Origin of the sequence: Mesorhizobium atlanticum (assembly GCF_003289965.1) — a bacterium.
GTDB lineage: Bacteria > Pseudomonadota > Alphaproteobacteria > Rhizobiales > Rhizobiaceae > Mesorhizobium > Mesorhizobium atlanticum.
Window position 1 is genome coordinate 289,943 of sequence record NZ_QMBQ01000007.1, and the last position, 25,733, is coordinate 315,675.

Here is a 25,733-nt window from a genome sequence, read left to right on the forward strand (position 1 = left end):
CGTGGTTATCAGGAACCGGCGCCCGACAGCGTGGTGACGGCGCGTCGGTTCTGCGACCAGCAGGAGATGTCGTCGCAAACCGCGACCGGACGCTCCTTGCCGTAGGAGATGGTCTTCAGCCGGCTGGCGGAGACGCCCTTGGAGACCAGGAAGTCGCGGGTGGCGGCGGCGCGGCGGGCGCCCAGCGCCAGATTGTACTCACGCGTGCCGCGCTCGTCGGCATGGCCTTCGATGACGATCGCGTACTGGCGATACTGGTTGAGCCACTGCGCCTGGCGCGCCAGCGTGGTCTGTGCGTCGGCGCGGATCGACGAGGAATCGGTGTCGAAGAAGATGCGGTCGCCGATGTTGACGGTGAAGTCCTGCGCGGAACCGGGCGTCGCGGCGCCGGCACCGTTGAGGCCGAGATCGGCTGCGCTGTTCGGGGTCTTCTTCGAGGCACAGCCGGTGATGGCGAGAGCCGCCACCAGCGCGATCATGGCCGGGTTTCGGGTAAGTGCTGCGATACGGCCCATGCCGCCTCTCCTTCGCATTCGAGTGATTTCGTTGATCACCCAGTAACCACGTTTGGGTTAACCGGCATTCAAGAAACACGGTTAATTTTTGGTTTCGGCCGCCGTCCGCGACTGATACGCCCACGCTTTTAACGGGGAGGACATTGCTAGCGGACCCTAGGCGGAAATGCGGCCAAAACATGAAAAAAGGGGCGCACGCTCAACGAAGCGCCCCGGCCTCTCCATTCATCAGTTCCCCAGTTCTTCAGTTCCTACTCCAGCAACGGCGACCAAGCCGGGTCCGAAGCGTAGTTCGCCGTCGGGATCGGCTGCTCGTTGCGGCCGGTAAGATCGACCGAGACCAGCTTCGGTCCGCCGCCGGAGTCGCGGAAGAACATCAAGACGCGGCCGTTCGGCGCCCAGGTCGGACCTTCCTGCTGGAAGCCGGAGGACAGGATGCGCTCGCCCGAGCCGTCGGTCTTCATGACGCCGATCTGAAATTCGCCGCCGCTCTGCTTGGTGAAGGCGATGAGATCGCCGCGCGGCGACCAGACCGGCGTCGAATAGACGCCGTCGCCGAAGGATATGCGGTGTGGATTGGAGCCGTCCGCGCCCATGACGTAGATCTGCGAACGGCCGCTGCCGCCGCCGCGGTCGGAGGTGAAGACGACCTGCGTACCGTCCGGCGAATAGGAGGGCGAGGTGTCGATCGCGGTCGAATCGGTGAGCCGCGTGGTCGAGCGGCTTCTCAGGTCCATGGCGAAGATGTTGGAATTGCCGTCGTCGCGCAGCAGGCTCATGATCACCTTCTGGCCGTCGGGCGAGAAGCGCGGCGCAAACGTCATGCCCGGGAAATTGCCGACCAGCTCGCGCTGCCCGGTTTCGATCTGCAAGAGATAGACCTTCGGCTGCCCGCTTTCATAGGACATGTAGGTGATTTCCTGCCGGTTCGGCGAGAAGCGCGGCGTCAACACGATCGCGCGGCCGTCCGACAGATAGCGCACATTGGCGCCGTCCTGGTCCATGATGGCGAGCCGCTTCTTGCGCGCGTTCTTGGCGCCGGATTCGTCGACGAAGACGACGCGTGTATCGAAATAGCCCTTTTCGCCGGTGATCTTCTCATAGATCGCATCGGCGATGATATGCGCGACACGGCGCTGATTGGCGTCGTTGGCAAAGAACTGCTCACCGGCCATCTGCTGATTGCCGAAGATATCCCACAGCCGGTACTGCGCCCGGATGCGGCCGTCGGCCTCCTTGCTCACGCTGCCGGTTACCAGGGCCTGCGCGTTGATGACCTTCCAGTCCTCGAAACGCGGCGAGGCATCCGGGTTGGTGATCTTTTCGACAAAGGCGGCCTTGTCGATCGGCGCGAACAGCCCCGACCGTTTCAGGTCGGCCGTCACGATCTCCGATATCTGCGGGCCAAGCCCCCCCTGGAAGTCGGGGATGGCGATGGGCATCGGCTCGACATTGCCTTTGTTGACGTTCAGCTCAAGAGTTGCCCAGGCGGGCAAGGTGGCGACCGAACTTATGCCCAGCGCCATTGCGGCGACCATCAGGAGCGGCTTGAGGATGGATTTCATGTCTTCTCGCTTCTCTTGCTGATTTCTTTTGGATGCTCCGGCTACAGGCCAAGCATCGCTCTCGGATCGAAGTTGACGCGAATGTCAGACCAGATGTCCTGCTTTCCGGCGGGAACCTGCAGACCCGCGACATCGCATTTCTGCACGGCGCGAACCGCGCTGGCGTCGAACTGGGGGTTGCCGCTGGACTTCTCGACGGTCGGGCGGCCCTCCAGCTTGCCGGAGGCATTCAGGTTGAAACGGATGACCACGGTGAAGTTTTCAGAACCCTCGAGGCCAACCGGAAGGGTCCAGCAACTCCCGAGCTGATCCTCCAACGCCCCTTGCTCCGACTTGGAGAGCTTCTGGCCCTGATCCTTCTCGCCACCCAGCGAAGCCTGCTGCGTCGAGCGCTTGGCGCCGCCGCCGGACGGCTTCTGCTTATCGAGCAGAGCGGTTATCTCGTCGGCGTTGAACTGCTTCTCGTCCGACTTCTTCTTGGAAGACGCTTCCTTCACCGGCTTTTCAGCGTCCTTGCGATCCGGGGCCTTGGCGCTCTCGGCCTGGGCCGGCTGCGGCTGCGGCTTCGGTCGGGCTTCCGGCGCGGGCGCTGAATTCGGCAGCTTCGCCTCATCCGTCGGCTGATCCTGCGAGATCGCCTCGGCCACCGCGTCCGGCTTGACCTCTTCCTTCTGGATGGCGGCGGTCTTGTCGGGCGTCGGCGTCGCTTCCTTCGCCGGCGGCTTGGGCTCCGTCTGCTTGACCGGCTCGGGCTTGACCTCTTCCTTCGGCGTCGGTGTCGGCGCGACTTCCGTTGCAGGCGTCGGCTTCGGCTTCTCCTGCGGCTTCGGCACGTCCTCGACGGCAGGCTTCTCGGTCGGCGTCGGCGCGGGCGGCGGCGCCGAGGTCTTCTCGACCGGCTTCGGCTTGGCTTCGTCCGTCACCGGCTTGTCGGTGTCGACCGTGTTCTCGCCGACCTTCTGGGCATTGGGAACGATATCCGGGCGCTTGGTCGGAACGGGCGCCGGCTTGTCATGCATGACCGCCTTCTTGTCGCCTTGCAGCGTCTGGGCGATGGCCTCCATCGGCACGATATCCACCGCCACCGACTCCACGTCGGAGGCGGGCATGGCCGGCGGCGAGGACAGCGTGAACAGCCCGAAGGCCAGCGCCACCGCATGCAAGATCACCGATGAGGTGAGACCCGTGCGCATCTGGCGTCTACTGATCCTGTTCCTGCAGCGAGACCAGGCCGATATTTTTGTAGCCGGCCGCTGAAATGCGGGCCATGACCTTCATCGCCGTGCCATAGTCGGTCGACTTGTCGCCGCGGATGAAGATGCGCTCGTCATAGCCGGTCTTCGAAATCGCCTGCAGCTTGGCCACCAGTTCCTCGATCGGGATCTCGGTTTCCTGCAGGAAAATCTTGCCGGTGGCATCGATCGAGACGGTGATCGGCTGCGTATCGACATTCATCGCCTTCGCTTGGGTGTCGGGCAGGTCGATCGGCACACCGACCGTCAGAAGCGGCGCCGCGACCATGAAGATGATCAGAAGCACCAGCATCACGTCGACCATCGGTGTGACGTTGATTTCGGACATCAGGCCGTGGTGACGGCCACGGCGCCTATGACCGCGTCCGCCTCGCCCCGTGCCACCTGCGCCAGCAGCAGACATCCCCATGATCGTTCCTCAGGCCTTCTGCGCTACTTTTTCATCGATTTGGCGCGAGAGTATGGCGGAGAACTCGTCCGAGAACCCTTCCATGCGCACGCCAAGCTTGTTCGCGTCCGATGACAGTTTGTTGTAGGCGATGACGGCGGGGATGGCCGCGAGCAGGCCGATCGCGGTCGCCAGCAGCGCCTCCGCGATGCCGGGCGCCACCACCGAAAGGCTGGTGTTCTTCGACGCGGCGATCGCCTGGAACGACGTCATGATGCCGATGACGGTGCCGAACAGGCCGATGAAGGGCGCGGCCGAGCCGGTGGTGGCGAGGAAGCCGAGGCGTCCCTCCAACCTTTCCATCTCGCGCGTCAATGCCAGGTCCATCGCCTTGTCGATGCGGGTCTGCAGCGCCAGCGGCGATTTCGCGCCCTTTTCGAAGCTCTTCTTCCATTCGCGCATGGCGGCGACGAAGATCGCGCCCATGCCGGTGGTTTTGCGGTCGGCCAGCGTGCGGTAGAGGTCTTCAAGCGATTGCCCGGACCAGAACACCTGTTCGAAGCGATTGAGCGCCAGCCGCATGCGGCTATAGGCGACGAGCTTGTCGATGATGATCGCCCAGGTCCAGATCGAGGCGCAAAGCAGGCCGATCATCACCAGCTTGACCACCCAGCCGGCCTGCATGAACAGGGCCCAGATCGATAAATGCGCTGCCGGATCGGCGAGTGCGATATTTTCCATCACTTAAGTCCTTAAGATTTTCCGGGCATCGCTGGCGGCTGGCCCATGGGCATCCCTTTGGTCCGATCGCGCGAAGCGTGAAGCTTGCGGGACACGCCCCGAATGCACCGTTTCGCGGCCTTTTCGAGGCAAATATTGGTGAAAGGAAGGCGCACGAATTGCGCCAATCTTCGCCAATTCCTTCATGAACCGTTATGGTTAAGGATGGGTTAGGATGTCAGGCGCGGCGCATTGCCGCGCTTGGCCCTCGGCAGAGCTTGTCGAGAACCGTCTGGAAAATACGCCTGCTGAATTCGGCAAGCGCCGCGGATTAGCCCGTCGTTTTCGGTATGAAGGCCGCTATCCATTCTCTAGGGAAGCGTTTGGGCCTGCCGCTTTCGCCGACGATCGCGGCCTCGACTTTCGCCTCGACCAGCACATCGCCGCCGCGCTTCAGCTGCTGCCCCATGAAGATGCGGGCGCCGGAAATGTCGTCTGTGCGCGTATCGATGGTGAGGATGTCGTCCATGCGCGCCGGCGAACGGAAGTCGATCTCCATGCGCCGCACCACCCAGACGATGCGCTCGCCATGCTTGCCGTCGAGCAGTTCGGTGTGGTGGACGCCGGTTAGCCTCAGATAGTCGGAGCGGCCGCGTTCGAGGAATTCGAGATAGCGCGCGTGATAGACGACGCCGGAGAAATCGGTGTCGGCATAGTAGACCCTCGCCATCAGGCGGTGGCCGAAATCCGTCAGCGCGCCGGAAAGCCCGGCGCTGAGCGCCTCCGATTCACCATGATCGTCCATCGCGCTTTCCTTTTCTGGCCCATGGAGGCAGGTGTTTTCTCGCGCGGGAACGGGATGGCACTGTTGGGCACGATGATCAAGAGCTTGATGGCGGCGCTGCTTGCGCTCGGCGCGTTGGCATTGCCGGCCGGGGCAGCGACGTTCTCGATGAAACGAGGGCTCAATCTCGACCAGTGGGTCACCTGGCCCACCGAGGACAAATGGGGCGACCGCCAGGCGATCCTGCCCTATCCGGAATGGCGCAAACTCCTCAAGGAGGATGACCTCAAGGCGCTCAAGGATGCAGGTCTCGATTTCCTGCGCATGCCGGTCGACCCCTCGCCCTTTCTTTCGGACCGGACCGCGGCCCTTCGCGACGACCTCTATGCCAGCGTGCGCGACTCGGCGCGCATGATCAACCGCGCCGGCCTCAAGGTGATCGTCGACCTGCATCTGATCCCCACAGGCGGCAACCGCAAGATCGGCATGGGGCAGGTGATGGACGACCCGGCCGTCTTCGATGCCTATGCCGAGGTCGTGCGCAACATGGCAAAGACGCTCGCCCGGGAAGACCCGAAGCAGGTCGCGCTGGAGCTGATGAACGAGCCGATCGTCGATTGCGACGCGAACGGCTCCAGCCTTTGGCCCGAGCGCCAGAAGCAGCTGTTCGCGGCCGCGCGAGCTTCCGCCACCAGGCTCACGCTGGTGCTTAGCGGTGGCTGCTATTCGAATGCGGCCTCCCTGGCGAAAGTCGACCCGAAGGCGATCCCCGATGACAACATCATCTGGACCTTCCATTCCTACGATCCGTTCCTTCTGACACACCAGGGCGCGACCTGGGCCGGCGATTTCATCCGATACGTCACCGGCCTGCCCTATCCGCTGACAGCCGTTCCGAAGGCGCAATTGGACATGACGCTGGACACGATCCGCGACCGGATAAGGGCCGAGGTGCCCTGGGCGCGGCAGAGCGGCATGCTCGCCTACCTCGACGAACAGGTGGCAGCGATGGACAGCCCCGAAAAGCTGACCGCCGTCATGGATGCGCCGTTCAGGACGGTCGACGCCTGGGCGAAGGCCAACGGCATCAAGCCGCAGGATATCACGCTTGGCGAGTTCGGCATGATCCGCAAGGAATACGGCAACGGCTTCGTCATGCCGGCCGCGTACCGCGCGGCCTATGTGCGCGACATGATCGCCCGCGCCGAGGCGCATGGCTTCTCCTGGTCGGTGTGGAGCTATGGCGGCGCCTTCGGTGTCGTCGACGCCTTCGACGGCGACAAGGCGGAACCCGATGTGATGGATGTGATCAGGTCGCTGCGCTAAACGCGCGGGTCGAACTATCCCAGATCGATCTGCAGGATCTCCGGCCGCACGCCAAAACGCACCGGCAGGATGCTGAAACCAAGGCCGCCGGAAACGATGAGGTTGCGGTCGTTCTCGACGACATGGCCATAGGCATAGCGATTGCCATAGGCGGAAGGCACGACCGGCGAATAGCCGAACAGCCGCACCTGTCCGCCATGCGTATGACCGGACAAGGTGAGCGATACCCGCCATGGCACCTTGGGAAAAATGTCCGGTTCATGCGCGAGCAGGATTATGGGAGCGGTGTCGCCGACCTTGGCCAGCGTGCCGGGAAGATCGTCGAGGCCGGTGAGCCCCCTGCGACCCTTTGCCTTGTTCGGCAGCAGCGCAATCTGGTCGGCTAGCCCCGCGATCCAGAAGCCTTTGCCGTCCTTTTCCAGGCGCACGACGTCGTTCTCCAGCACAGAGATGCCGACAGCCTCGAGCGCCTTGCGCGAAATGGTCGGCCCTGCGCCCGCGGCTTGAGCGGCGCGATCCTCCCACCAGTCGTGATTGCCGAGGATCGAGAACACGCCGAGCGGCGCCTTGAGCCCCGACAAAGCGGGCGCCCATTCCGACGCGTTCACCCAGCCGGTCACCATCCTGGTTCCGGCGGTGTAATCGCCAAGCATGACGATGACGTCCGGCTGCAGCGCATTGGCCTCTTCGGCAAGCGCTGCGATGCGCTCCGGCGTCATCCATGGACGGCAAGCATGGATGTCGGCCAGCGCCACGACCCGCAGCTTGAGGCCGGCCGGCCAATGCGGCGGCGTCAGCGCGTAGCGCTTCACATGCGTCAGCAGCATCGGTTCGATGCCGACCGCATAGGCGCCGAGCGACACCATGGCGAAGGCCGAGCCGCCGACAAGGCGCAGAAAACCGCGTCTGGTGATCATGGAACGGCCCAAGCCCCTTGGGATTCTACCAGGAAGCTGTCTTAAACGCGGCAATTGCGCCCTGAGCTGGGCCGAGCCGCGCAGATTCTGCGCAGACGGGCCGTTGCGGCCCAAACGGCGAACAAATCTGCGTTACTCTTCCTGGAACAGGCTGATCTGCTGCTGGGCGATGTCTTTCGGTGGGTCGAGACCGAGATGGCGCCAGGCATTGGCGGTCAGCACCCGCCCGCGGGGCGTGCGCTGGATGAAACCCTGCTGGATGAGATAGGGCTCGATGATGTCCTCGATCGCGTCGCGCGGCTCGGAAAGCCCGGCCGCGATCGTCTCGATACCGACCGGCCCGCCGCCGAAATTGCGCGCGATCATCGACAGATAGCGACGGTCGAGCGCGTCGAGGCCGAGCGCGTCCACCTCCAGCCTTGTGAGCGCCTCATCGGCGATCTTCCTGTCGACATGCGCGGCGCCGGCGACGCTGGCGAAGTCGCGCACCCGGCGCAACAGCCGGCCGGCGATGCGCGGCGTGCCGCGCGCGCGGCGCGCGATCTCCACCGCGCCATCATCGCCGAGCGGCATCGAGAGAATCCGGGCGCCGCGGCGCACGATCAGTTCCAACTCCTCGACCGTGTAGAAATTCAGCCGCACCGGAATGCCGAAGCGGTCGCGCAGCGGATTGGTGAGAAGCCCGAGCCTCGTCGTCGCCGCGACCAGGGTAAAGCGGGCAAGGTCGATCTTGACCGAGCGGGCCGCCGGCCCCTCGCCGATGATCAGGTCAAGCTGGAAATCCTCCATCGCCGGATAGAGGATTTCCTCGACCGCGGGATTGAGGCGGTGGATCTCGTCGATGAAGAGGACGTCGCGTTCCTCGAGATTGGTGAGCAGCGCCGCGAGGTCGCCGGCCTTGGCGATGACTGGGCCTGAGGTCGAGCGGAAATTGACGCCTAGCTCGCGCGCCATGATCTGCGCCAGTGTCGTCTTGCCGAGCCCCGGCGGGCCGACGAACAGCACATGGTCGAGCGCCTCGCCGCGGCTCTTGGCGGCGTCGACGAAGACCTTGAGATTGGCGCGGACCGCCGCCTGGCCGACGAACTCGTCGAGCGACTGCGGCCGCAGCGTCTGGTCGGCATCCTCGCCGCGCTTGTCGGGGGCAATGAGGCGGGGCGAAAGGCTCATGCCGCGCCCTCTGTGCGCGGCGCAACACTGACAATCTGACGGCCAACTGCGTCCCTTACTGCAGCATCGACTTCTTCCAGCGTGGCCTGACCGCCAAACGGATCGCCCAGAAACCCAGCAAGGTCAGCGAATTCAAGATTGCGCGGCGTGCCGATCAGACGACCGTCCATGACCGTCAGGGCAACCCTGTCGCCGGCCTTGAGCGAAAGCGCGTCGCGAACATGCTTTGGAATCGTCATCTGCCCCTTGGAAGTCAGATTGGCATCTGCGCCCATATTCCTATTTCGGGCAAATGTCACCGCGCCAGTTCCTTCAGGCCGAAACGGATCAACTTCGAGGCATCGGCGCCCTCGCCGGCCGATTTCAGCGCCGCCGCAACCGCGTTCGCCGCGATGTCGCGCGAATAACCGAGATTGACGAGCGCCGAGACCGCATCCGTAATCGGAGCCGGCGCGACGCCCTCGCCAAGCTCCTGCTTCAGCCCGATCGTGCCGGTGGCCGCGCCCGCATAGGCAGGCGCCTTGTTCTTCAACTCGGTGACGATGCGCTCGGCCACCTTCTTTCCGACGCCAGGGGCTCGGCTGACCATCGCGATATCACGTAGCGCGATCGCATTGGCGAGGTCGGCCGGCGCCAACGTCGACAGCACCGCCAGCGCCACCTTGGCGCCGACGCCCTGCACATTGTTCATCAAAAGCCGGAACCACTCGCGCTCCAGCCCGCTCTGGAAGCCATAGAGCCGGATCATGTCCTCGCGCACATAGGTCTCGATGAAAAGCACCACCGCCTCCCCGGGTGATGGCAATGATGCCAGCGTGCGCGCCGAGCAATGGGCGACATAGCCGACGCCATGCACGTCGACGACGCAGGAGTCTTCGTCGATCTCGTCCAGCGTGCCTTTCAGCTTGCCGATCATGTCCGAGGGCTTTCTTACGGGTGCGTATCAGGCGCGATAAGTTCGACATCCGGAAAGTATTTTCTGAAACCCGCCGGATCGCGTGTAAGGATGGGATAGCCACGGATGATGGCATGGGCCCCGATCAAAAAATCGGGCATGACCTTCTCCCGCGGTCCCCCTTGCCGACGATAGATCAAGAATGCTCTCGACGCGGCGAAGGCCGCCTCGAACGGCAACCCTTCACGTCGGTATTCATCCTCGGGCAACACATCATCAACATCTTCGATCATCTCGTAGCGCATCGAAAACTCTGCGTAGATGATCTGATTGATGATCAGGCTGCCGTGCTTGCGCGCAGTCTCTATTTTCGACCGCGACCATTTCAGCCAGACAGGATCCCGAACGGCGACATCGATAAGTACATTGGTATCGACAAGCGTCGCCAAGATCAGCGATCCCGCGTCATGGCCATGACGTCGTCGGCATTCATCGTCTGATCGCCGCTACCCTCCAGCCGATCAAGCGCTGCAAGAAAACGGGCGAGCCGTTCGCGGTCTGCGTGCCGTCCCTTGTCGTGCCGAGGCGTAATCGTGATCTTTCCGCCTTCTATGCCGAAGATCACTTCACTGTTGGCAACAATGCCGAATGTCTCGCGCAGATCACGCGGAATGGTCACCTGGCCCTTGCTGGTCACACGCATGGAATAATCCTTTCTTACAAGTAAGAAATATTCCAACAATCGGAACAAGTCAAGAACATCGTTATTCCGCAGCCGCCATCCGATAGGCGACGCTCGGGCGGTGATGCGCATGGCAGATCGCGATGGCAAGAGCGTCGGCGGCGTCGTCGGTATCGAAGACCGCCTTCGGCATCAGCACCTTGACCATCATATGGATCTGCTTTTTCTCACCGTGGCCGACGCCGATCACCGCCTTCTTGACCGCGTTGGGTGCGTATTCGGCGACCACCAGCCCGGCGCGCGCCGGCACCAGCATGGCGATGCCGCGCGCCTGGCCGAGCTTCAGCGTCGCGGTCGCATCCTTGTTGACAAAGGTCTGTTCGACCGCCGCCTCATGCGGCATAGCTTGGTGCAGCACCTCGGCCAGCCCGTCATGCAGCTGGCAGAGCCGCGTCGCGAGCGGCGCCTTGTCATCCGAGCGCACGGTGCCGGACGCGACGAAGCGCAGCGAATTGCCGAGGCTATCGATGATGCCCCATCCGGTGCGTCTCAGGCCCGGATCGATACCGATGATGCGAATCGCTTCCCCCATGCGCCAAGTTTAACCTCGGCGGCAAGCGATGCCAGTGAAATGTGAACAAACCGGAAACGGTCGCGATCCTGAGATCGCGCCCAAAAATCCCAATTGAGCCGGCGCTCGCGGCCGGCATGCCCAGAACCTAATTCGTCAAGCGACGGATGGCTTTCGACAGTCGCATGAGAACTGCCGGCCTGGACGACGCGACCAGCTTCCATGCCAGGATCGCATTGCCCATGCGCCGCGGCAGGATTCCAATGCAAAGAAACCAGGCCGCCAAGGCAGCCCGCCGCCGCCAGGATGTGTTCATTTCCAGGCTGGCGGCGGCGCCCGCTCTTGCCAGCCCCAGCCGGGAATCGGTCGCAACCGGATGCTGGGGCTCGTCGACGCAGAGCGAAGCCAGCCGCTCTTCCAGATGAACCGGATCGCGAAGGCCGGCATCCGGCGGCACGGTCAAGCCGATCTCGGCCGCCCGGTCGGACAAGGCTTCGAGGCGCCGGAAGTCATGTTGCATGCGCCAGCGCGCCCGCTCGGCAAGCTTTTCGGCAAAGACCGAATGGTTGGAACCGTGGATGCGGTAGGCGCCAAGGCAGGAGTCGATGGATTTCACCTCTCCGTGAAGCGGCGCGAGTGTCGCGAGATAGCCATCGGCGCCTTGCCGGAAATCGCTTTCAGGCATGGGCATTATCGGTTCCAGCGCCTCGCGGTCGAACGCCAGCCCGCTTGTCACCGTCGTGCGGTAGCGCCCCTTGCGCAACAATTCCGGCACGACGTCGCCCGAATCGAACGGCTGTTCCGGAGGGGGAAAGACATCCTTGATCTGCTGGTCCTCATCGACGAGATGCAGGCGGAATTGCGCCTGGACGACATCTGCGTCCCACTCGTCCAGGACCTCGGAGACGGCGTTCGGATAGAGATAGTCGTCGGCGTCGAGGAAAAGAACGATCTCCCCGGTGCTCGCCTCGAACCCGGTGTTGAACGCAGCGGCATGCCCGCCATTCCTGCGCCTGAGGCACGGACGGATCTTGTCGCCATAGGATTCGATGACGGCCACCGAGGCATCGGTCGAAGCATCGTCGACGACCACGACCTCGACATTTCGGTGGTCCTGCTCCAACGCGCTGTCGATGGCGCGTCCGAGAAACTGTTCGTAGTTGTAGTTGGGGATGATGATCGATACCGGGATGCGGTCCAATGGCGAATGCACGGGATCAAGCCTCGCAATCTGCTTTGGTCACGGTGACGGTGATTTTCTTGCAAAACGGGCTCGGGTCGACCCGGCTGCGGCGAACGGCTCCAACTAGGGCCGCATCGCTTCGAGGCAAGGAAGATTCCTTGGCAAGGGCCGGCATCGCCTTCCATGCGATGACGGTCAGCACAATGTCGAAGAGCAGTCAGAGTTGCCGACATTCGACTTGCGGCCGAAAGCACGGCTCGCCAAATCACGGCTCGATCACGGTATCCCGGTTCCCGCGCCACGCTGTCGCGTTGTTGCGCCGGCTTAGCCGCGCGCGAACGCCGTGTTCAAAAGGCTGATCTGGTCCGAAACCGGATTGGCCCGGCGGCTGGGGGCGTGCGTCTCGGCGACCACGCCGCCATAGATTTCCTCGTCCATGCGCCGCACCAGCGCCTGCAGGCGCAGCGAGCGCGTCACCAGATCGAGAAATTCCTTCGGCAGCTCGTTCCAGCCGAGCGCCTCGTCATGCGCCGACGCGGTATCCAGCCGCACCTTGGATTTCTCCGAGGCCACCTGATCGCGCGTCATCTCGCCGGAATTCGCCGCACGCTGAAGCAGAAGCCAGGAGGCCACCTGCATCAGCCTTGTGGTCAGCCGCATCGATTCCGCCGCATAGAGGGTCGCGGCCGTGCGCGACAATTTCTTCGCCTCGAGCCTGCCCTTGCCGTCGAGATATTCGGCGGCCTGTTCGACCAGGCCCATGCCTTCCTGGTAGAGCGGCTTGAAGGATTGGGAGAAAACCCGGCGCTCCGCCAGTTTGATGGTTTTCGCGCTGCCCTTCGAAGGCTCTTTCATCGATACGCCCCTGCACTGCCGCAAGCCGATTCGGCATCCTTGCCGACATGGCCCGCACCCTTAAATGACTGAGGCTTGAAAATGCGCTTCGACGCCCATGAAGGCAAGCGCATGTTTAACAAACGGTTAACGCCGGCCGCTTTCCGGCCATCCGCCGGCGGAAGGCAACGGCCTGCCGTGCACGGGCAAAAAAAGAGCCGCGGATAAGGCGGCTCTCAGGAGTTTAACAGGGAGGCGTCAAACAAAGTGGCTCCAACCACTCGGTAAGAATCCAGCAAAACTGGATGCGCATAGTAAACGCCTGTAAAGCTTAACGAAGCCTTAACGCGGCGGCGATTTTTTAAGCGAACGCGCTTGCCTGTGCCGGAACAGGACAGCCGGCTGAAGCGCGGCGCGCTGAATCGGATTCAGGCGACGCGTTTTAAGCCCTTGTTTTGATGCATGTCGTTGTCCCGGAACCACTGCACACTTCCGGGCGACATGCATTAGGCCGGAAGATCGAATTCATATGCCGTGATCGCGGCCGCCGAAACATGTTGGCTGCTGCCGCGGCATCGTTCCGAAACACGCGCCACGCAAAAGCCCGCTCCTCTGAAGCGGCGCGCAAATCCTCGCCGCTTGAATCAGGCAGGATACAAGGGGCAAACCATGGATTGGTATTCGATCGTCAAATTCCTTCACGTCGTTTCGGCTATTTTGTGGGTCGGCGGCGGCTTCGTGCTGTTCCTGCTCGGCGTGCTGGCCGAGCGTGCCGGCAACATCGAGGACAAGCTGCAGGCAATGCGCGCCAGCGGGCAGCTCGGCAGCAGGTTCTTCGCGCCGATGTCGATGCTGACGCTGGTCTTCGGCCTCATCATGTGCGGCTTTTGGCTCGGTTTTGCCGAGCTGTGGATCGTCATCGGCCTTGTCGGCTACGCCACGACCTTCTCGATCGGCATGCTGATCTTCAAGCCGGCCGGCGAGCGCATAGGGGCGATGATCGCCGAGCAGGGTGTGACGCCGGCCGTCCTCGCCATCGGCCAGCGCATGATGAAATGGGCGCGCCTCGATTATGCGGTGATGCTGGTGATCATCGCCGACATGGTGCTGAAGCCGACTCTGCACGACATCGGCATTCTTGCCGGCATGGCAATGGTGATTGCCCTGGGCGCCGCGCTCGCCTTCGGCGGCGGCCGCCAGATGGTGCCGAGCGCCGCCTGAGCGTCCGCGATTGTCGGAGCGAGGCGGCCGGATGGCCGCTTCGCTTCTACATCAAGCCGGCAATGCCGTCCCACAGCAGCTTGACGGCGACCACCGCGACGGTGGCGTAGGTGAACGGATAGAAGATCTCCGGCCGCATGCGACGCACCAGCCAGGCACCGGCGATGGTCGACAGCGGCGCCAGCGGCATCAGCACCGCCGAGGCCGTGAGGTTGGCGGTGTCGAACTGGCCGAGCGCGAAATAGGGGATGAGCTTCAGCGCATTGGTGGCGGCAAAGAAGATCGCGGCCGTCCCCGACAGCACTTTCGGATCGAGCCGGATCGGCAGCGCATAGACCTGGAAGGGCGGGCCGCCGACATGGGCGACGAAGCTGGTGAAACCGGCGACTGTGCCCCAGAAGGCGGCGGCGATGCGGTTCGGCTCGGCCGCATGACCGGCGCCGTGGCGGAACTGCAGGTAGATCCAGCGCAGCACGAACACCAGCGCGACGGCGCCGACGATCAGCCGCACCATCTCCTCGGTCACCAGGGCCGCGGTCAGCCAGCCGAGGCCGATGCCGATGACGGCGCCGGGCATCATGTCGACCAGCATCTTGCGGTCATAGATGCCCCACCACGTCCACACCGAAACGATGTCCATCAGGCACAGGATCGGCAGCAGGATCGCGGCCGCCTGGACCGGCGGGATGGTCAGCGCCATCAACGGCACGCCGACGAAGCCGACGGCGCCGCCGAAGCCGCCTTTCGACAGGCCGACAAGGATCACCGCCGGAATGGCGGCGGCATAGAACCACGGATCGCTGAGCAGGCCTGACATCGGCAAGAAGAGGTTGGAGAAGGCGGGAAGCCCAGCCATAGCGCAGAACGGCGCCGCCGGGATAGTCATTAATGCCGGCATCCGCTATTGCCGCCCAACATGGACGACCGGCCGCTCCGCCAGGGTCCACAGTCGTCGGCTCGCTATCTCGAGGTGTGGAAATGAACGCCATCAGCATTCGTCGGGCGATCGAAGCGGACGTTGCGGCCATCGTCGCGATGCTTGCGGACGATGCGCTGGGCCGGGCTCGTGAAGACGCAAACCTGCCGCTGGCGCAACCCTATCTGGATGCCTTCGCGGCGATAGAAGGCGATCCGAACCAGCTTCTCGCGGTGATGACCGATGGCGACGACGTCATCGGCACGCTGCAGATCACCTTTCTCGCCGGACTATCGCTGCGCGGTGCGTGGCGCGGCCAGATCGAGGCCGTGCGCGTCGCGTCGGGCCGGCGCGGCGAAGGCTTGGGGCAGCGCCTCTTGGAATGGGCGATGGACAAATGCCGCGAGCGCGGCTGCCGGATCGTCCAGCTGACGACCAACAAGAGCCGGACCGATGCGCACCGCTTCTATGAGCGGCTTGGCTTCAAGGCCAGCCATATCGGCTATAAGCTCGAGCTCTAGGCCCGCGTCCAGCCATTCACCGTAGCGCCTTGACCAGCAAGAACATTGGCCGCTCAAGCTCTTCGGCGAGCTCGGGCCGGGCGGCGATCTGCTCGTCCGTTGGGCGGAATTCCTCGACTTGGCCGATGCTGAAGCCTGACTGGATCAGCAAATTGAGCGTTGTGCCGATGGTGCGGTGGTATTTGACCACGCCCTTGGTGAACCAGTCGGCGGTGCGCGGTCCCTCGACCAGATACCGATCGACTGGCCAAGTCTTCCTGCCCGCGGCATCGATGGACCAGCCCGGATCGGTCGGCGCCATATAGATCGGATGTTCCGTCGAGAAGACGAAGGCTCCGCCGGGAACCAAGGCCTGGTGGACGGTTGCGAACAGGCCCGCGGCATCGCCGACATAATGCAAGGCGAGCGAGCTGTAGGCGAGTTCGAAACGCGCCTTCGGCAGGCTGAGATCATCGAGATCCGCGCGCTGATAGGTGATGGCGTCGTCGGAGCCGGCGGCGCGTGCGCGGGCAAGCATCTTTTCCGACAGGTCGAGGCCGAGGACCTCCCTGGCACCATGCGAGCGCACCCAGCGGCAGAACCAGCCGAAGCCGCAGCCGAGATCGACGATGCTCAAGCCGTCAACGTCGGGCAAAATGGCACGCAACGCCGGCCATTCGGGTGCGCCGTCCAGGCCCTCGACCGAACGGCCCAGCCGGCTATAGCCTTCGAAGAATTCGGGGCGGTCGTAGATGTTTTGCGCCATGTGCCTGTTCCTGCCCTGTCCGTGCACCCGTTGCAGGCCGTCCGCCTGTCCGGAATACGGATATTTGCATTGGTACCGGAACAGCACTTATGCAATGAATGAGCCGGCGGAAAGTGGCGGGTGGCAAAGTGGAGAATCAACCCTTTCAGGGTCGGCTGTTGCCGCATGAGCGCATCTTATGGGGCGGAATGCCCGCGCAGGGATTGCTCTTCTCGAGTCGCGACGTCTTCCTGGTACCGTTCAGCCTGCTTTGGTGCGGCTTTGCGATTTTCTGGACCTATTCGGCGACGAGGCAGGGCGCGCCATTGTTCTTCGAAGCCTGGGGGGCGATGTTCGTCTGCATCGGCCTCTTCATGGTTTTCGGCAGATTCATATTCGACGCCTGGCTGAGGCAGCGGATATACTATGCAGTCACGAACAGGCGCATCCTGATCCTGCGCCGCGCCCCATCGGCTAACTTCACCTCGATCGATCTCGAACGCATTCCCGATGTTCAGTTGACCAGCGAAACCGCGACGAGGGGAACCTTGCGCTTCGGAGCCGCTGCGTCGGCATACCCGTTTTCGCGGATGAACGGATGGCTTCCGGCTCTCGATCCGGTCCCGCAGTTTCTCGGAATCGAGCAGCCGCAGCGCGTGTTCGACCTCATCATCAAGGCCCGGCGCGACGATGCTCGAGCGGACCGGTCCCCGTCCGCAGCATAGCCGACTGTTCAAGCCGCTCCCTTTGCTCTATGCCGCATTGCAACCATCTTCGCCCGGCATAGGCGAAATCGGGATCGAAGGCCAATGAACGATTTAACCCCGCCCAATCGCTGCCGCATCGTGCTGATCGCGCCGCCATTCGTACCGGCGGAGCAGATCTGCTCTGCCTTCGAGGGCGGCGACATCGCTTCGCTGATCCTGCCAGACAACGGCATGGATGACGCCTCCTTCCAGGCCTTCGCCGAACGGATCGTGCCGATCGCTCAAGGTGCCGGCATCGCCGTCATCATCGCCGGCGACAGCCGCATCGCGGGTCGCGTCCAGGCCGACGGCATCCATGTCGAAGCAAAGCCGCGGGATCTAGCCGAGACGATCGAGCGCCTGGCCGGCAAGATGATGGTCGGCGCCGGCGGCGCCAAGACGCGCGACGAGGCGCTGGAGCTCGGCGAGGAGCGGCCCGACTACATGTTCTTCGGCCGCTTCGGCTACGACAACAAGCCGGAGCCGCACCACCGCAACCTCGCTCTCGGCGAATGGTGGGCGGAGATGATCTCGATTCCTTGCATCGTCATGGGCGGCTCCGAGCTTGCTTCCGTCGAGACGGTGGCCGCGACCGGAGCCGAGTTCGTGGCGCTGTCCAGCGCCGTCTTTGCCGACGGACGCGACCCGCGCGCGGCGATCGCCGCCGCCAACGCGCTGCTCGATGAAACCGCGCCGCGTTTCGAGGACTGACTGACATGCGCCTGCGTGGCCCCTGCCTGGTGATCCTGGCCGGCCTGTTTGCGCAGGCCGCGACGGCAGCCGAGACCGTACCGCTGCCGCAGCCGCGGCCGGAGACGAGTGCGCCGGACAAGAGCGCACCCGACGCAGCCAAGCCGGATGCGACCAAGCCGGACGCGGGCACGACGGGCACGGGCAAACCGGACACAGCCACGCCGGACGCCGGCGCGCCGGATGCGAGCAGGTTCGGCGGCGATCCGCATCTCGACAAGCCGATCCAGAACACCTTGCCGCAGCCGGCGACAATGACGCCGCCATCAGCCGACACCGTCAATCCCGACCGTTTCGGCGCCAAGCAGCCGGACGCCGCCTATGGCGCTTTCCAGCGCGGCCTTTACAAGACCGCCTACAATCTTGCCATGGAGCGCGCCAAGAACGGGGATCCGGCGGCCGAGACGCTGGTGGCCGAAATCCTGTCGCGAGGGCTGGGCGTGCCGCTCAATCCGGCCGAAGCCGCAAAATGGTATGGGCTGGCCGCCGAGCAGGGCGTGCCGGAGGCGCAGTTCCAATATGCGCTGATGCTGCTCGACGGCCGTTATGTGAAGAAGGACGAAAAGGGCGCCTTCGCGCTGATGCAGGCCTCGGCCGAGGCCGGCAACCGGCTTGCGCAGTTCAACTTCGCGCAGTTGCTTGTCCAACAGGATCCCGGCGATGCCGGGCTTGCGAAGGCGGCCGTCTACTATGAACGCGCGGCCACCACCGGCCTTGCCGATGCGCAATATGCGATGGCGCAGCTCTATGCCAATGGCGCCGGCGGCAAGCCGCATGACGACGCCCAGGCGCGTATCCTCCTGGCGCAAGCCGCGCGGCAGAACTACGACACGGCGCAGATCGACCTCGCCGCCTGGATGATCGAGGGACGCGGTGGCGAGCGCGACCTGAAATCCGGCTTTGCCTGGATGAAGCGGGCGGCGCAAGGCGGCAACGTCGCCGCCCAGAACCGCCTCGCCAAGCTCTATATGGGCGGCATCGGCACGGACCCCGACCTGATCCTCGCCGGCGCCTGGTACATCGTCGCCCGCCGCGCCGGCCTGATCGACCCACAGATGGACGATTTCCTGCAGGGCCTCGACGACGATCAGACCAAGCAGGCATTGCAAAAGGCAAATCGACTGCCTTGAGGCGCGTCGCCGCGGCGACGCTTGGGCTCCCTCCCTTGCCACTATGTGCAATTTGTGGTCTTGGAGGCGCCAAAGCGCGGCCCGCGCCAGAAAATCTCATTCCGGATCAGTTCATCATGGCCAAGATCAGTGGCAGCGAAATCCGTCCCGGCTATGTCATCGAGCACGATGGCGGGCTTTGGGTGGCGGTCAAGACCAACACCGTCAAGCCCGGCAAGGGCGGCGCCTACAACCAGGTCGAGCTGAAGAACCTGATCAACGGCACGAAGCTCAACGAGCGCTTCCGCTCGGCCGAGACCGTCGAGCAAATAAGGCTCGACCTCAAGGACTTCTCCTTTCTTTACGAGCAGGGCGACGCGCTGGTCTTCATGGATACCGAAAGCTACGAGCAGCTCGAACTGGCCAAGGACTTCGTCGGCGAGCGCGCCGCCTTCCTGCAGGACGGCATGATGGTGACGGTGCAGCTCTACGAGGAGCGGCCGATCGGCATCTCGCTGCCGGACCAGGTGACGCTGACCGTCACCGAGGCCGATCCGGTGGTGCGCGGCCAGACGGCTGCTTCCTCCTACAAGCCGGCGGTGCTGGAGAACGGCATCCGCGTTCTGGTACCGCCCTTCATCTCGGCCGGCGAGCGCATCGTCGTCGACACCAACGAAATCACCTATATGCGCCGCGCGGATTGAGCGCCGGCCGGTAGGAAGACAAAGCCAGGAAGAAAAAATGGCGCGTTCCGCTCTCCTCAACGTCATGGTCCAGGCCGCGATGAAGGCCGGCCGCTCGCTGTCGCGCGACTTCGGCGAGGTGCAGAACCTGCAGGTTTCGATGAAGGGACCAGGCGACTATGTCAGCCAGGCCGACCGCAAGGCGGAAGAGATCGTCTTCGCCGAGCTGTCGAAGGCGCGGCCGGGCTATGCCTTCCTGATGGAGGAGCGGGGCGCGGTCGAAGGCGAGGACGCCCAGCACCGCTGGATCGTCGATCCGCTCGACGGCACCACCAACTTCCTGCACGGCATCCCGCTCTTCTCGGTGTCGATCGCGCTCGAGCGCCAGGGCCAGGTCGTCGCCGGCGTGGTTTACAATCCGGCGATGGACGAGCTCTACACCGCAGAGCGCGGCGGCGGCGCCTTCATGAACGACCGCCGGCTGCGCGTTGCCGGCCGCTCCAAGCTGACCGACGCGGTGATCGGCTGCGGCGTGCCGCATCTCGGCCGCGGCCAGCACGGCAATTTCCTGATCGAGCTGCGCAATGTCATGGCTGAAGTCTCGGGCGTGCGCCGGCTGGGCTCCGCGGCGCTCGACCTTGCCTATGTCGCCGCCGGGCGCATGGACGGTTTCTGGGAAACCGGCCTGTCGTCCTGGGATATCGCTGCCGGCATCCTTCTGGTGCGCGAAGCCGGCGGCTTCGTCTCCGACATGGATGGCGCGCAGGACATGCTGGACAACGGCGAGGTCGTCGCCGGCAACGAGCTCATCCAGCGCGCGCTGCTTAAGACCGTGAAGAAGCCGTTGGCTCCTCGCTGACCAATGCATGTCGCCCGGAAGTGCGCAGCGGTTCTGGGACAACGACATGCAAAGACTTAAAGCGCGTCCCCTGAATCCGGTTCGGCGCGACGCGCCTTAAAGTGTCTTTACGCGTCGAAAGGACGCGCGCCTTTCGTCGCAAAACCGCAACCGAAGCTTGAAATAATGGTCCGCGAGCGCCCAGATTAGGCAATGCAGGATCATTCATGAACGACGCGCGCGCAGATACGAGGCTTGAGATCCCCTTTGTGGGGCGCTGGCACTATTCGCGCGCCGAGATGATCGCCGATGGCATCGTCCATGCTGTCGGCATCGTGCTTGCGATCGCCGCCGGTTCGGCCTTCCTGGCGCTCGCCGCATTCCACTCCGGCCCGGGCGAGTATGTTGCCGCCGTCTTCTATGTCGTGTCGCTGCTCACCGTGCTCTCGGTGTCGCTGGCCTACAATCTGTGGCCGGTCTCGTGGCCGGCGAAATGGATCCTGCGCCGCTTCGATCATGCCGCGATCTATCTCTTGATCGCCGCCACCTACACGCCCTTCCTCGCCCAGCTCAACAACTCGCCGCTGGCGCTGCCCATGATCGTTGTCGTGTGGAGCGCGGCAGCGGCTGGCATCACCATCAAGATGTTCCTGCCCGGCCGCTACGACCGGCTGGCCATCGTCTTCTACCTGGCCATCGGCTGGAGCGGCGTGGTGCTGGCCGGACCGCTGGTCCAGACACTGCCGACCGTCTCCGTGGCGCTGATTGTCGCCGGCGGCATCGTCTATTCCTGCGGCGTCATCTTCTTCGCCTGGAAGGGCCTTCGCTTCCACAACGCGGTCTGGCACGGCTTCGTCGTCACCGGCGCCGGCCTGCATCTGGCCGCCATGGTCGACTGCCTGGTCATCAACCGGTTCTGAAACCTGAGCGCAATTCCAGGAAGAGTGTGAAGCGATCAGGTCCGGCGCCTTCGCCTTGGCTTTGGGTCTGGAATTCGCGCCAAAACAAGCAGGCGCCGGCGATATTGCCAAGCACCATTCAATTTGGTCACAATTCCGTTTAGAGTCGCGGCAATTCTGCGGCGGGTGGCATCGGAAACGGGGCACGGATGGCTTTTCTCAGATCCTTCGGCAGGCGCTCGGATGTCCTGGTCTACGATCCGCACAAGCTGTCGAGCCCGCAGGTCTTCCTGCTCACCATGGTGATCTTCCTGATCATCGTCGCTTTCATCGCCGCCATCCTCACCCGCCAGATCTCGACCGCCTTCTCCAGCAATCCGGGCCTCAACGGATTGATCGTCGGCGTTCTGGCGGTCGGCATCCTGCTTGCGTTCATCCAGGTCGGGCGGCTGTTTCGCGAGGTGCGCTGGGTCAATTCCTTCCGCGCCGGCTCCGAGACCACCGAGCCGGTTCTTTTGGCGCCGATGAAGGCGATGATCGGCCGTTCGTCCTCGATGGCGTTTTCGACCTCCTCGATGCGCACGATGCTCGATTCCATCGCCACCCGCCTCGACGAAAGCCGCGACACCTCGCGCTACCTGGTCGGCCTGCTTGTGTTCCTCGGTCTGCTCGGCACCTTCTGGGGCCTGCTCAACACCATTGCCTCGATCCGCGAGACGATCGAGGCGCTGGACCCCGGCACCGGAGATGCCGCGGCTGTCTTGGATGCGCTGAAGCAGGGCCTGTCGGCGCCGCTTGCCGGCATGGGCACCGCGTTTTCGTCCTCGCTGTTCGGCCTTTCCGGTTCGCTGGTGCTCGGCTTCCTCGACCTGCAGGCCGGCCGCGCCCAGACCCGTTTCTACACCGAGCTCGAGAACTGGCTGTCCTCGGTCACCGACCTGTCGTCGGACATCGTCGTCTCCGACACGGCCAAGACCGAATCCTCCGAGGACATCCGACTTCTGTCGGAGCGGCTGCGCAGCCTGCAGGAGAATGGCGGCGGCTCCAATCCACGCGTCGCCACCGCCATGGCCAATCTTGCCGACGGCATCTCGGGGCTGGTGAAGAACATGCGCTCCGAGCAGCAGATCATGCGCGACTGGGTCGAGGCCCAGTCCGACGAGCAGAAGGCCATGCGCAACACGCTGGAAAAGATCGCCGACGCGCTGAAGAAGCAAGGGGTCCACTGACGTGGCGCTGGCAAGACGGCGCGCCGACCGCCGCATCGACTACTGGCCGGGCTTCGTCGACGCACTGTCGACGCTGCTTCTGGCCATCATGTTCCTGCTCACCGTCTTCGTGCTGGCGCAGTTCCTGCTCAGCCGCGAGATTTCCGGCAAGGACGCGGTGCTCAACCGCCTCAACTCGCAGATCAACGAGCTGACCCAGCTGCTCGCGCTGGAACGCACCAACAGCCAGGACAAGGAAGATTCGCTGGCCAACCTGCAGGCGTCGCTTTCGGCGGCACAGGCCGAAAAGAGCCGCCTCGAACAGCTGCTGGCGCAAGGCGCCGGCGCCGGCGACGCGGCCAACAAGCGGGCCGACCAGCTTTCCGGCGAGCTCAGCAACCAGCGCCAGATCAGCCAGCAGGCGCTGAGCCAAGTCGAGATCCTCAACCAGCAGATCGCGGCGCTGCGCAAGCAGATCGGTGCGTTGGAAGACGCGCTCAACGTCTCCGAGCAGCGCGACCGCGACTCCAACACCAAGATCGCCGATCTCGGCCGCCGCCTGAATGTCGCGCTGGCGCAGCGCGTCCAGGAGCTCAACCGCTACCGTTCCGACTTCTTCGGCCGCCTGCGCGAGATCCTCGCCGACCGCGAGAACATCCGTATCGTCGGAGACCGCTTCGTCTTCCAGTCGGAGGTGCTGTTCCCGACCGGTTCCGATGTGATCAACGATGCCGGCAAGGTCGAGATGAAGAAGCTCGCCGACGCCATCATCGAATTGCAGAAGGAAATACCTCCGGAGATCAGCTGGGTGCTACGCGTCGACGGCCACACCGACAACAAGCCGCTGTCCGGCACCGGCCGCTATCGCGACAACTGGGAACTGTCGACCGCGCGCGCCACCTCGGTGGTGAAGTTCCTGATCGAGAACGGCGTGCCGGCCAACCGTCTGGTCGCCGCCGGTTTCGGCGAGTTCCAGCCACTCGACCCCGCCGACACCGACGAAGCGCGCGGCAAGAACCGCCGCATCGAACTGAAGCTCACCGAACGGTGATTAAAGCATGTCTCCCGAAAGTGGGAACCGGTTTCGGCATCAAGACATAGCAAAATCAAAGTCCTGAAGCGCATGGAGCGAACCCGGGAGATCGCGACGCGCTTTAGGGTGTTCGCCATTTCCGTAAAACGGTGAAACGATCTGGCGCTCAAGGGCCCCCGCACCGACAGCGGCCCTTTTGATCGCATTCCTTTTTTGCTCACAGGCCGAACCAGAGGGCGAGGATGGCAAGCACCGCCGGCACCGTCTGGATGTAGAGTATCTTGCGGCCGACGGTCGCCGCGCCATAGAGGCCGGCTATCGCGACGCAGAGCAGGAAGAACATCTTAACCTGAAAGCCTGCGGTGCCGAGATAAAGCCCCCAGAACAGCCCGGCGGCGAGGAAGCCGTTATAAAGCCCTTGATTGGCGGCAAGCACCTTCGAAGCGCTGGCGAATTCCGGCGTCAGGCCGAACGCCTTGTGGCCGCGCGGCGTGTCCCACAGCACCATCTCCAGATAGACGATATAGCAATGGATCAGCGCCACCAGCCCGACCAGGATATTGCCGATCATAGTCCCCTCCAGCATTTTGATCCCGGCATTGATCACGCAGTCGCGCTCCAAGGCAAGACGGCTGATCCCATCGCGACTGGCCAGGGTTGCCAAGCCCGGCGCCATGGTATCTTTTCGCGCCAGCCAAATTGAAGCTGGGTATATCCATGTCCTTCCAGAAACTCGACGATCTCGGCCACAAGCTCGAAGCGCTGGAACACGCGCTGGCCATCCTCGGCGCCGACGAGGCGACGCATATGGCCGTCGGCGGCGGCGAGAAGCGCGCCGAGGCGATGTCCTCGCTTGCCGGCATGCTGCATCGCCAGGCGACCGCGCCGGAGATCGGTGACTGGATTTCGGCCGCCGAAGCCGAGCCGCTCGGCGAAGAACAGCAGGCGGCCGTCAGGGAGTTGCGTCGGCAATACACCAACCTCACTTGCCTGCCGGCCGAATTCGTCGAGCGCCAGACGGTGGCGCGCATGCGTTCCGAGCAGCTCTGGCGGAGCTTGCGCGCCAGGAACGACTGGGCGGGCTTCCTGCCGGCGCTGGAAGGCGTCGTAGCCCTGGTGCGCGAGGAAGCGGCCCTGCGCGCGGACGCGCTCGGCCTCGCCCCCTATGACGCGCTGATGGAGCAGTATGATCCCGGCAACCGCGCCGCCGACATCACACCGGTGTTTGCCGAGCTGAAGGCCTTCCTCAAGGATTTCCTGCCGCATGCTCTGGCCGTGCAGGATGCCCGGCTGGCGAAGCACCCATTGAAGCCGTTGTCGGGCAGCTACGCCGTCGACAAGCAGCGCGAGCTCGGCCTTGCCATGATGGCGGCCGTCGGCTTCGACCTAACCCATGGCTCGCTGTCGGTATCGCATCACCCCTTCTGCGGCGGCGTGCCGACCGATGTGCGCATCACCACCCGCTACAAGACCTCCGATTTCCTCTCGGCGCTGATGGGCGTGCTGCACGAGACCGGTCATGCGCTCTACGAGCAGAACCTGCCGAAAGCGTGGTCGCATTGGCCGCTCGGCAAGGCGCGCGGCATGGCGGTGCATGAGAGCCAGAGCCTGTTCGTCGAGAAACAGATCGGCCGCAACCCGGCCTTCTGGCGCTGGGCTTTGCCGGTGGTCGAAAGACATCTTGGCGAAGCCTGGTCGCTCGACGACATCCTGCCGCATGTTCACCATGTCGAGCGCGGCCTGATCCGCGTCGACGCCGACGAGGTCACCTATCCGCTGCATGTGATCCTGCGCTACGAGCTCGAGCAGGAACTCGTGTCCGGCCGGCTGGAAGTCGCCGACCTGCCCGAGGCCTGGGACGCCAAGATGCGCGACTATCTCGGCCTCTCGACCATCGACAACCCGGCGGACGGGCCGATGCAGGATGTGCATTGGCCGGGCGCCGCCTTCGGCTATTTCCCGTCCTATACACTCGGCGCCATGATGGCGGCGCAGCAATGGGCGGCGCTGACCAGGGAGCATCCGTCCGCCGACGAGGACCTCGCCAAGGGTGATTTCAGCGCCATCAACGAGTGGCGTCGCGCAAAAATCTGGTCGCAGGGCTCGCGCTGGTCGACGCCGGACCTGCTCGAGCGTGCCACCGGCGAGAAGCTGAACGCCGCTTACTTCGTGAACCATTTGAAACAGCGTTACGGGGCTGCCTAGCCGGGCCGGAACGCAAGATCCGGTCTTCGAAAAAGATCGCGCACAACCAAGGGGCTCGATCAGGGTGGCGGTCCAAG

The 25,733-nt window shown here is 63.9% G+C and carries 30 protein-coding genes; 12 read left to right on the forward strand and 18 right to left on the reverse strand.

The genetic code is table 11. From position 1 onward, the window contains the following. Positions 1 to 8: 8 nt before the first annotated feature. From pal to ybgC, 6 genes are all read right to left on the reverse strand, one after another. Positions 9 to 515: a peptidoglycan-associated lipoprotein Pal gene (gene pal / locus DPM35_RS24020; RefSeq protein WP_042645746.1), complete on the reverse strand. Its 507-nt coding sequence runs from the start codon at positions 513 to 515 to the stop codon at positions 9 to 11. Positions 516 to 766: 251 nt separating this feature from the next. After that, positions 767 to 2,080 (reverse strand): Tol-Pal system beta propeller repeat protein TolB, encoded by a 1,314-nt coding sequence (gene tolB / locus DPM35_RS24025; protein ID WP_112129686.1) that lies wholly within the window; start codon positions 2,078 to 2,080, stop codon positions 767 to 769. A 41-nt stretch (positions 2,081 to 2,121) separates the two neighbouring features. After that, positions 2,122 to 3,273, reverse strand: a complete 1,152-nt coding sequence (locus DPM35_RS24030; RefSeq protein WP_112129687.1) for an energy transducer TonB family protein — start codon at positions 3,271 to 3,273, stop codon at positions 2,122 to 2,124. Between the two features lie 7 nt (positions 3,274 to 3,280). Continuing rightward, positions 3,281 to 3,742, reverse strand: a complete 462-nt coding sequence (gene tolR, locus DPM35_RS24035; protein WP_112129688.1) for a protein TolR — start codon at positions 3,740 to 3,742, stop codon at positions 3,281 to 3,283. Between the two features lie 9 nt (positions 3,743 to 3,751). Next, positions 3,752 to 4,462 carry a protein TolQ gene (gene tolQ, locus DPM35_RS24040; protein WP_112129689.1) on the reverse strand — a complete coding sequence of 237 codons (711 nt, stop codon included), beginning with the start codon at positions 4,460 to 4,462 and terminating at the stop codon, positions 3,752 to 3,754. Between the two features lie 310 nt (positions 4,463 to 4,772). Continuing rightward, entirely contained in the window at positions 4,773 to 5,246 is a 474-nt protein-coding gene (gene ybgC / locus DPM35_RS24045; protein WP_112129690.1) for a tol-pal system-associated acyl-CoA thioesterase, read from the reverse strand. A 54-nt stretch (positions 5,247 to 5,300) separates the two neighbouring features. On the opposite strand from ybgC, the gene DPM35_RS24050 reads away from it, so the two are divergent. Next, a complete protein-coding gene (locus DPM35_RS24050; RefSeq protein ID WP_112129773.1) occupies positions 5,301 to 6,551 on the forward strand; it encodes a glycoside hydrolase family 5 protein in 1,251 nt (416 codons plus the stop codon). 14 nt (positions 6,552 to 6,565) lie between these two features. Here DPM35_RS24050 and DPM35_RS24055 read toward each other — a convergent pair whose 3' ends face one another. The 9 genes from DPM35_RS24055 to rcdA form a co-directional block, all read right to left on the reverse strand. Next, complete coding sequence (locus DPM35_RS24055) at positions 6,566 to 7,468, reverse strand: metallophosphoesterase (protein ID WP_112129691.1); 903 nt, start codon at positions 7,466 to 7,468, stop codon at positions 6,566 to 6,568. Between the two features lie 132 nt (positions 7,469 to 7,600). Further along, positions 7,601 to 8,638, reverse strand: a complete 1,038-nt coding sequence (ruvB, locus tag DPM35_RS24060) for a Holliday junction branch migration DNA helicase RuvB (protein WP_112129692.1) — start codon at positions 8,636 to 8,638, stop codon at positions 7,601 to 7,603. After that, complete coding sequence (locus DPM35_RS24065; protein ID WP_112129693.1) at positions 8,635 to 8,913, reverse strand: AbrB/MazE/SpoVT family DNA-binding domain-containing protein; 279 nt, start codon at positions 8,911 to 8,913, stop codon at positions 8,635 to 8,637. Before DPM35_RS24065 ends, ruvB begins: the two co-directional genes overlap by 4 nt. Before the next feature lie 20 nt (positions 8,914 to 8,933). Then, the gene (gene ruvA / locus DPM35_RS24070; RefSeq protein WP_112129694.1) at positions 8,934 to 9,554 is read right to left on the reverse strand and encodes a Holliday junction branch migration protein RuvA; all 621 of its coding nucleotides are present in this window, start codon (positions 9,552 to 9,554) and stop codon (positions 8,934 to 8,936) included. Positions 9,555 to 9,568: 14 nt separating this feature from the next. After that, positions 9,569 to 9,982: a type II toxin-antitoxin system VapC family toxin gene (locus DPM35_RS24075; protein ID WP_112129695.1), complete on the reverse strand. Its 414-nt coding sequence runs from the start codon at positions 9,980 to 9,982 to the stop codon at positions 9,569 to 9,571. 2 nt (positions 9,983 to 9,984) lie between these two features. After that, complete coding sequence (locus tag DPM35_RS24080) at positions 9,985 to 10,236, reverse strand: AbrB/MazE/SpoVT family DNA-binding domain-containing protein (RefSeq protein WP_112129696.1); 252 nt, start codon at positions 10,234 to 10,236, stop codon at positions 9,985 to 9,987. A gap of 61 nt (positions 10,237 to 10,297) precedes the next feature. Further along, positions 10,298 to 10,807, reverse strand: a complete 510-nt coding sequence (ruvC, locus tag DPM35_RS24085) for a crossover junction endodeoxyribonuclease RuvC (RefSeq protein WP_112129697.1) — start codon at positions 10,805 to 10,807, stop codon at positions 10,298 to 10,300. 127 nt (positions 10,808 to 10,934) lie between these two features. Continuing rightward, positions 10,935 to 11,999 (reverse strand): glycosyltransferase family 2 protein, encoded by a 1,065-nt coding sequence (locus DPM35_RS24090; RefSeq protein WP_112129698.1) that lies wholly within the window; start codon positions 11,997 to 11,999, stop codon positions 10,935 to 10,937. A 294-nt stretch (positions 12,000 to 12,293) separates the two neighbouring features. Further along, positions 12,294 to 12,824 (reverse strand): protease adaptor protein RcdA, encoded by a 531-nt coding sequence (gene rcdA / locus DPM35_RS24095; RefSeq protein WP_112129699.1) that lies wholly within the window; start codon positions 12,822 to 12,824, stop codon positions 12,294 to 12,296. Positions 12,825 to 13,472: 648 nt separating this feature from the next. Between rcdA and DPM35_RS24100 the strand changes: the two genes are divergently transcribed. Then, positions 13,473 to 14,024 carry a DUF2269 family protein gene (locus tag DPM35_RS24100; protein WP_112129774.1) on the forward strand — a complete coding sequence of 184 codons (552 nt, stop codon included), beginning with the start codon at positions 13,473 to 13,475 and terminating at the stop codon, positions 14,022 to 14,024. A 46-nt stretch (positions 14,025 to 14,070) separates the two neighbouring features. On the opposite strand, the gene DPM35_RS24105 is transcribed toward DPM35_RS24100, so the two are convergent. Next, entirely contained in the window at positions 14,071 to 14,841 is a 771-nt protein-coding gene (locus DPM35_RS24105; RefSeq protein WP_112129775.1) for a sulfite exporter TauE/SafE family protein, read from the reverse strand. Positions 14,842 to 15,002: 161 nt separating this feature from the next. Between DPM35_RS24105 and DPM35_RS24110 the strand changes: the two genes are divergently transcribed. After that, positions 15,003 to 15,461: a GNAT family N-acetyltransferase gene (locus DPM35_RS24110; RefSeq protein WP_112129700.1), complete on the forward strand. Its 459-nt coding sequence runs from the start codon at positions 15,003 to 15,005 to the stop codon at positions 15,459 to 15,461. 16 nt (positions 15,462 to 15,477) lie between these two features. On the opposite strand, the gene DPM35_RS24115 is transcribed toward DPM35_RS24110, so the two are convergent. After that, complete coding sequence (locus DPM35_RS24115; RefSeq protein WP_112129701.1) at positions 15,478 to 16,206, reverse strand: class I SAM-dependent methyltransferase; 729 nt, start codon at positions 16,204 to 16,206, stop codon at positions 15,478 to 15,480. 128 nt (positions 16,207 to 16,334) lie between these two features. Here DPM35_RS24115 and DPM35_RS24120 point away from each other — a divergent pair, with 128 nt between their 5' ends. The 8 genes from DPM35_RS24120 to DPM35_RS24155 all read left to right on the forward strand — a co-directional run bounded on the left by DPM35_RS24120 (position 16,335) and on the right by DPM35_RS24155 (position 23,469). Then, positions 16,335 to 16,910 (forward strand): PH domain-containing protein, encoded by a 576-nt coding sequence (locus DPM35_RS24120; RefSeq protein WP_181592112.1) that lies wholly within the window; start codon positions 16,335 to 16,337, stop codon positions 16,908 to 16,910. An 84-nt stretch (positions 16,911 to 16,994) separates the two neighbouring features. Beyond that, complete coding sequence (locus DPM35_RS24125) at positions 16,995 to 17,642, forward strand: thiamine phosphate synthase (protein ID WP_112129703.1); 648 nt, start codon at positions 16,995 to 16,997, stop codon at positions 17,640 to 17,642. 5 nt (positions 17,643 to 17,647) lie between these two features. Beyond that, the gene (locus DPM35_RS24130; protein WP_112129704.1) at positions 17,648 to 18,811 is read left to right on the forward strand and encodes a tetratricopeptide repeat protein; all 1,164 of its coding nucleotides are present in this window, start codon (positions 17,648 to 17,650) and stop codon (positions 18,809 to 18,811) included. Between the two features lie 116 nt (positions 18,812 to 18,927). After that, the gene (gene efp / locus DPM35_RS24135; RefSeq protein WP_112129705.1) at positions 18,928 to 19,494 is read left to right on the forward strand and encodes an elongation factor P; all 567 of its coding nucleotides are present in this window, start codon (positions 18,928 to 18,930) and stop codon (positions 19,492 to 19,494) included. Positions 19,495 to 19,531: 37 nt separating this feature from the next. Next, positions 19,532 to 20,332, forward strand: a complete 801-nt coding sequence (locus DPM35_RS24140) for an inositol monophosphatase family protein (RefSeq protein WP_112129706.1) — start codon at positions 19,532 to 19,534, stop codon at positions 20,330 to 20,332. A gap of 206 nt (positions 20,333 to 20,538) precedes the next feature. Continuing rightward, the gene (gene trhA / locus DPM35_RS24145; protein ID WP_112129707.1) at positions 20,539 to 21,231 is read left to right on the forward strand and encodes a PAQR family membrane homeostasis protein TrhA; all 693 of its coding nucleotides are present in this window, start codon (positions 20,539 to 20,541) and stop codon (positions 21,229 to 21,231) included. 188 nt (positions 21,232 to 21,419) lie between these two features. Beyond that, entirely contained in the window at positions 21,420 to 22,439 is a 1,020-nt protein-coding gene (locus tag DPM35_RS24150) for a MotA/TolQ/ExbB proton channel family protein (protein WP_112129708.1), read from the forward strand. Between the two features lies 1 nt (position 22,440). Further along, positions 22,441 to 23,469, forward strand: coding sequence for a peptidoglycan -binding protein (locus tag DPM35_RS24155; RefSeq protein WP_112129709.1), 1,029 nt, complete (start codon positions 22,441 to 22,443; stop codon positions 23,467 to 23,469). A 199-nt stretch (positions 23,470 to 23,668) separates the two neighbouring features. Here the strand turns inward: DPM35_RS24155 and DPM35_RS24160 are convergent, their stop codons facing one another. Next, positions 23,669 to 24,022, reverse strand: a complete 354-nt coding sequence (locus tag DPM35_RS24160) for a DUF1304 domain-containing protein (RefSeq protein ID WP_112129776.1) — start codon at positions 24,020 to 24,022, stop codon at positions 23,669 to 23,671. A 146-nt stretch (positions 24,023 to 24,168) separates the two neighbouring features. On the opposite strand from DPM35_RS24160, the gene DPM35_RS24165 reads away from it, so the two are divergent. After that, on the forward strand, positions 24,169 to 25,656 hold the full coding sequence (locus tag DPM35_RS24165) for a carboxypeptidase M32 (protein WP_112129710.1): 1,488 nt from the start codon (positions 24,169 to 24,171) through the stop codon (positions 25,654 to 25,656). Positions 25,657 to 25,733: the final 77 nt, after the last annotated feature.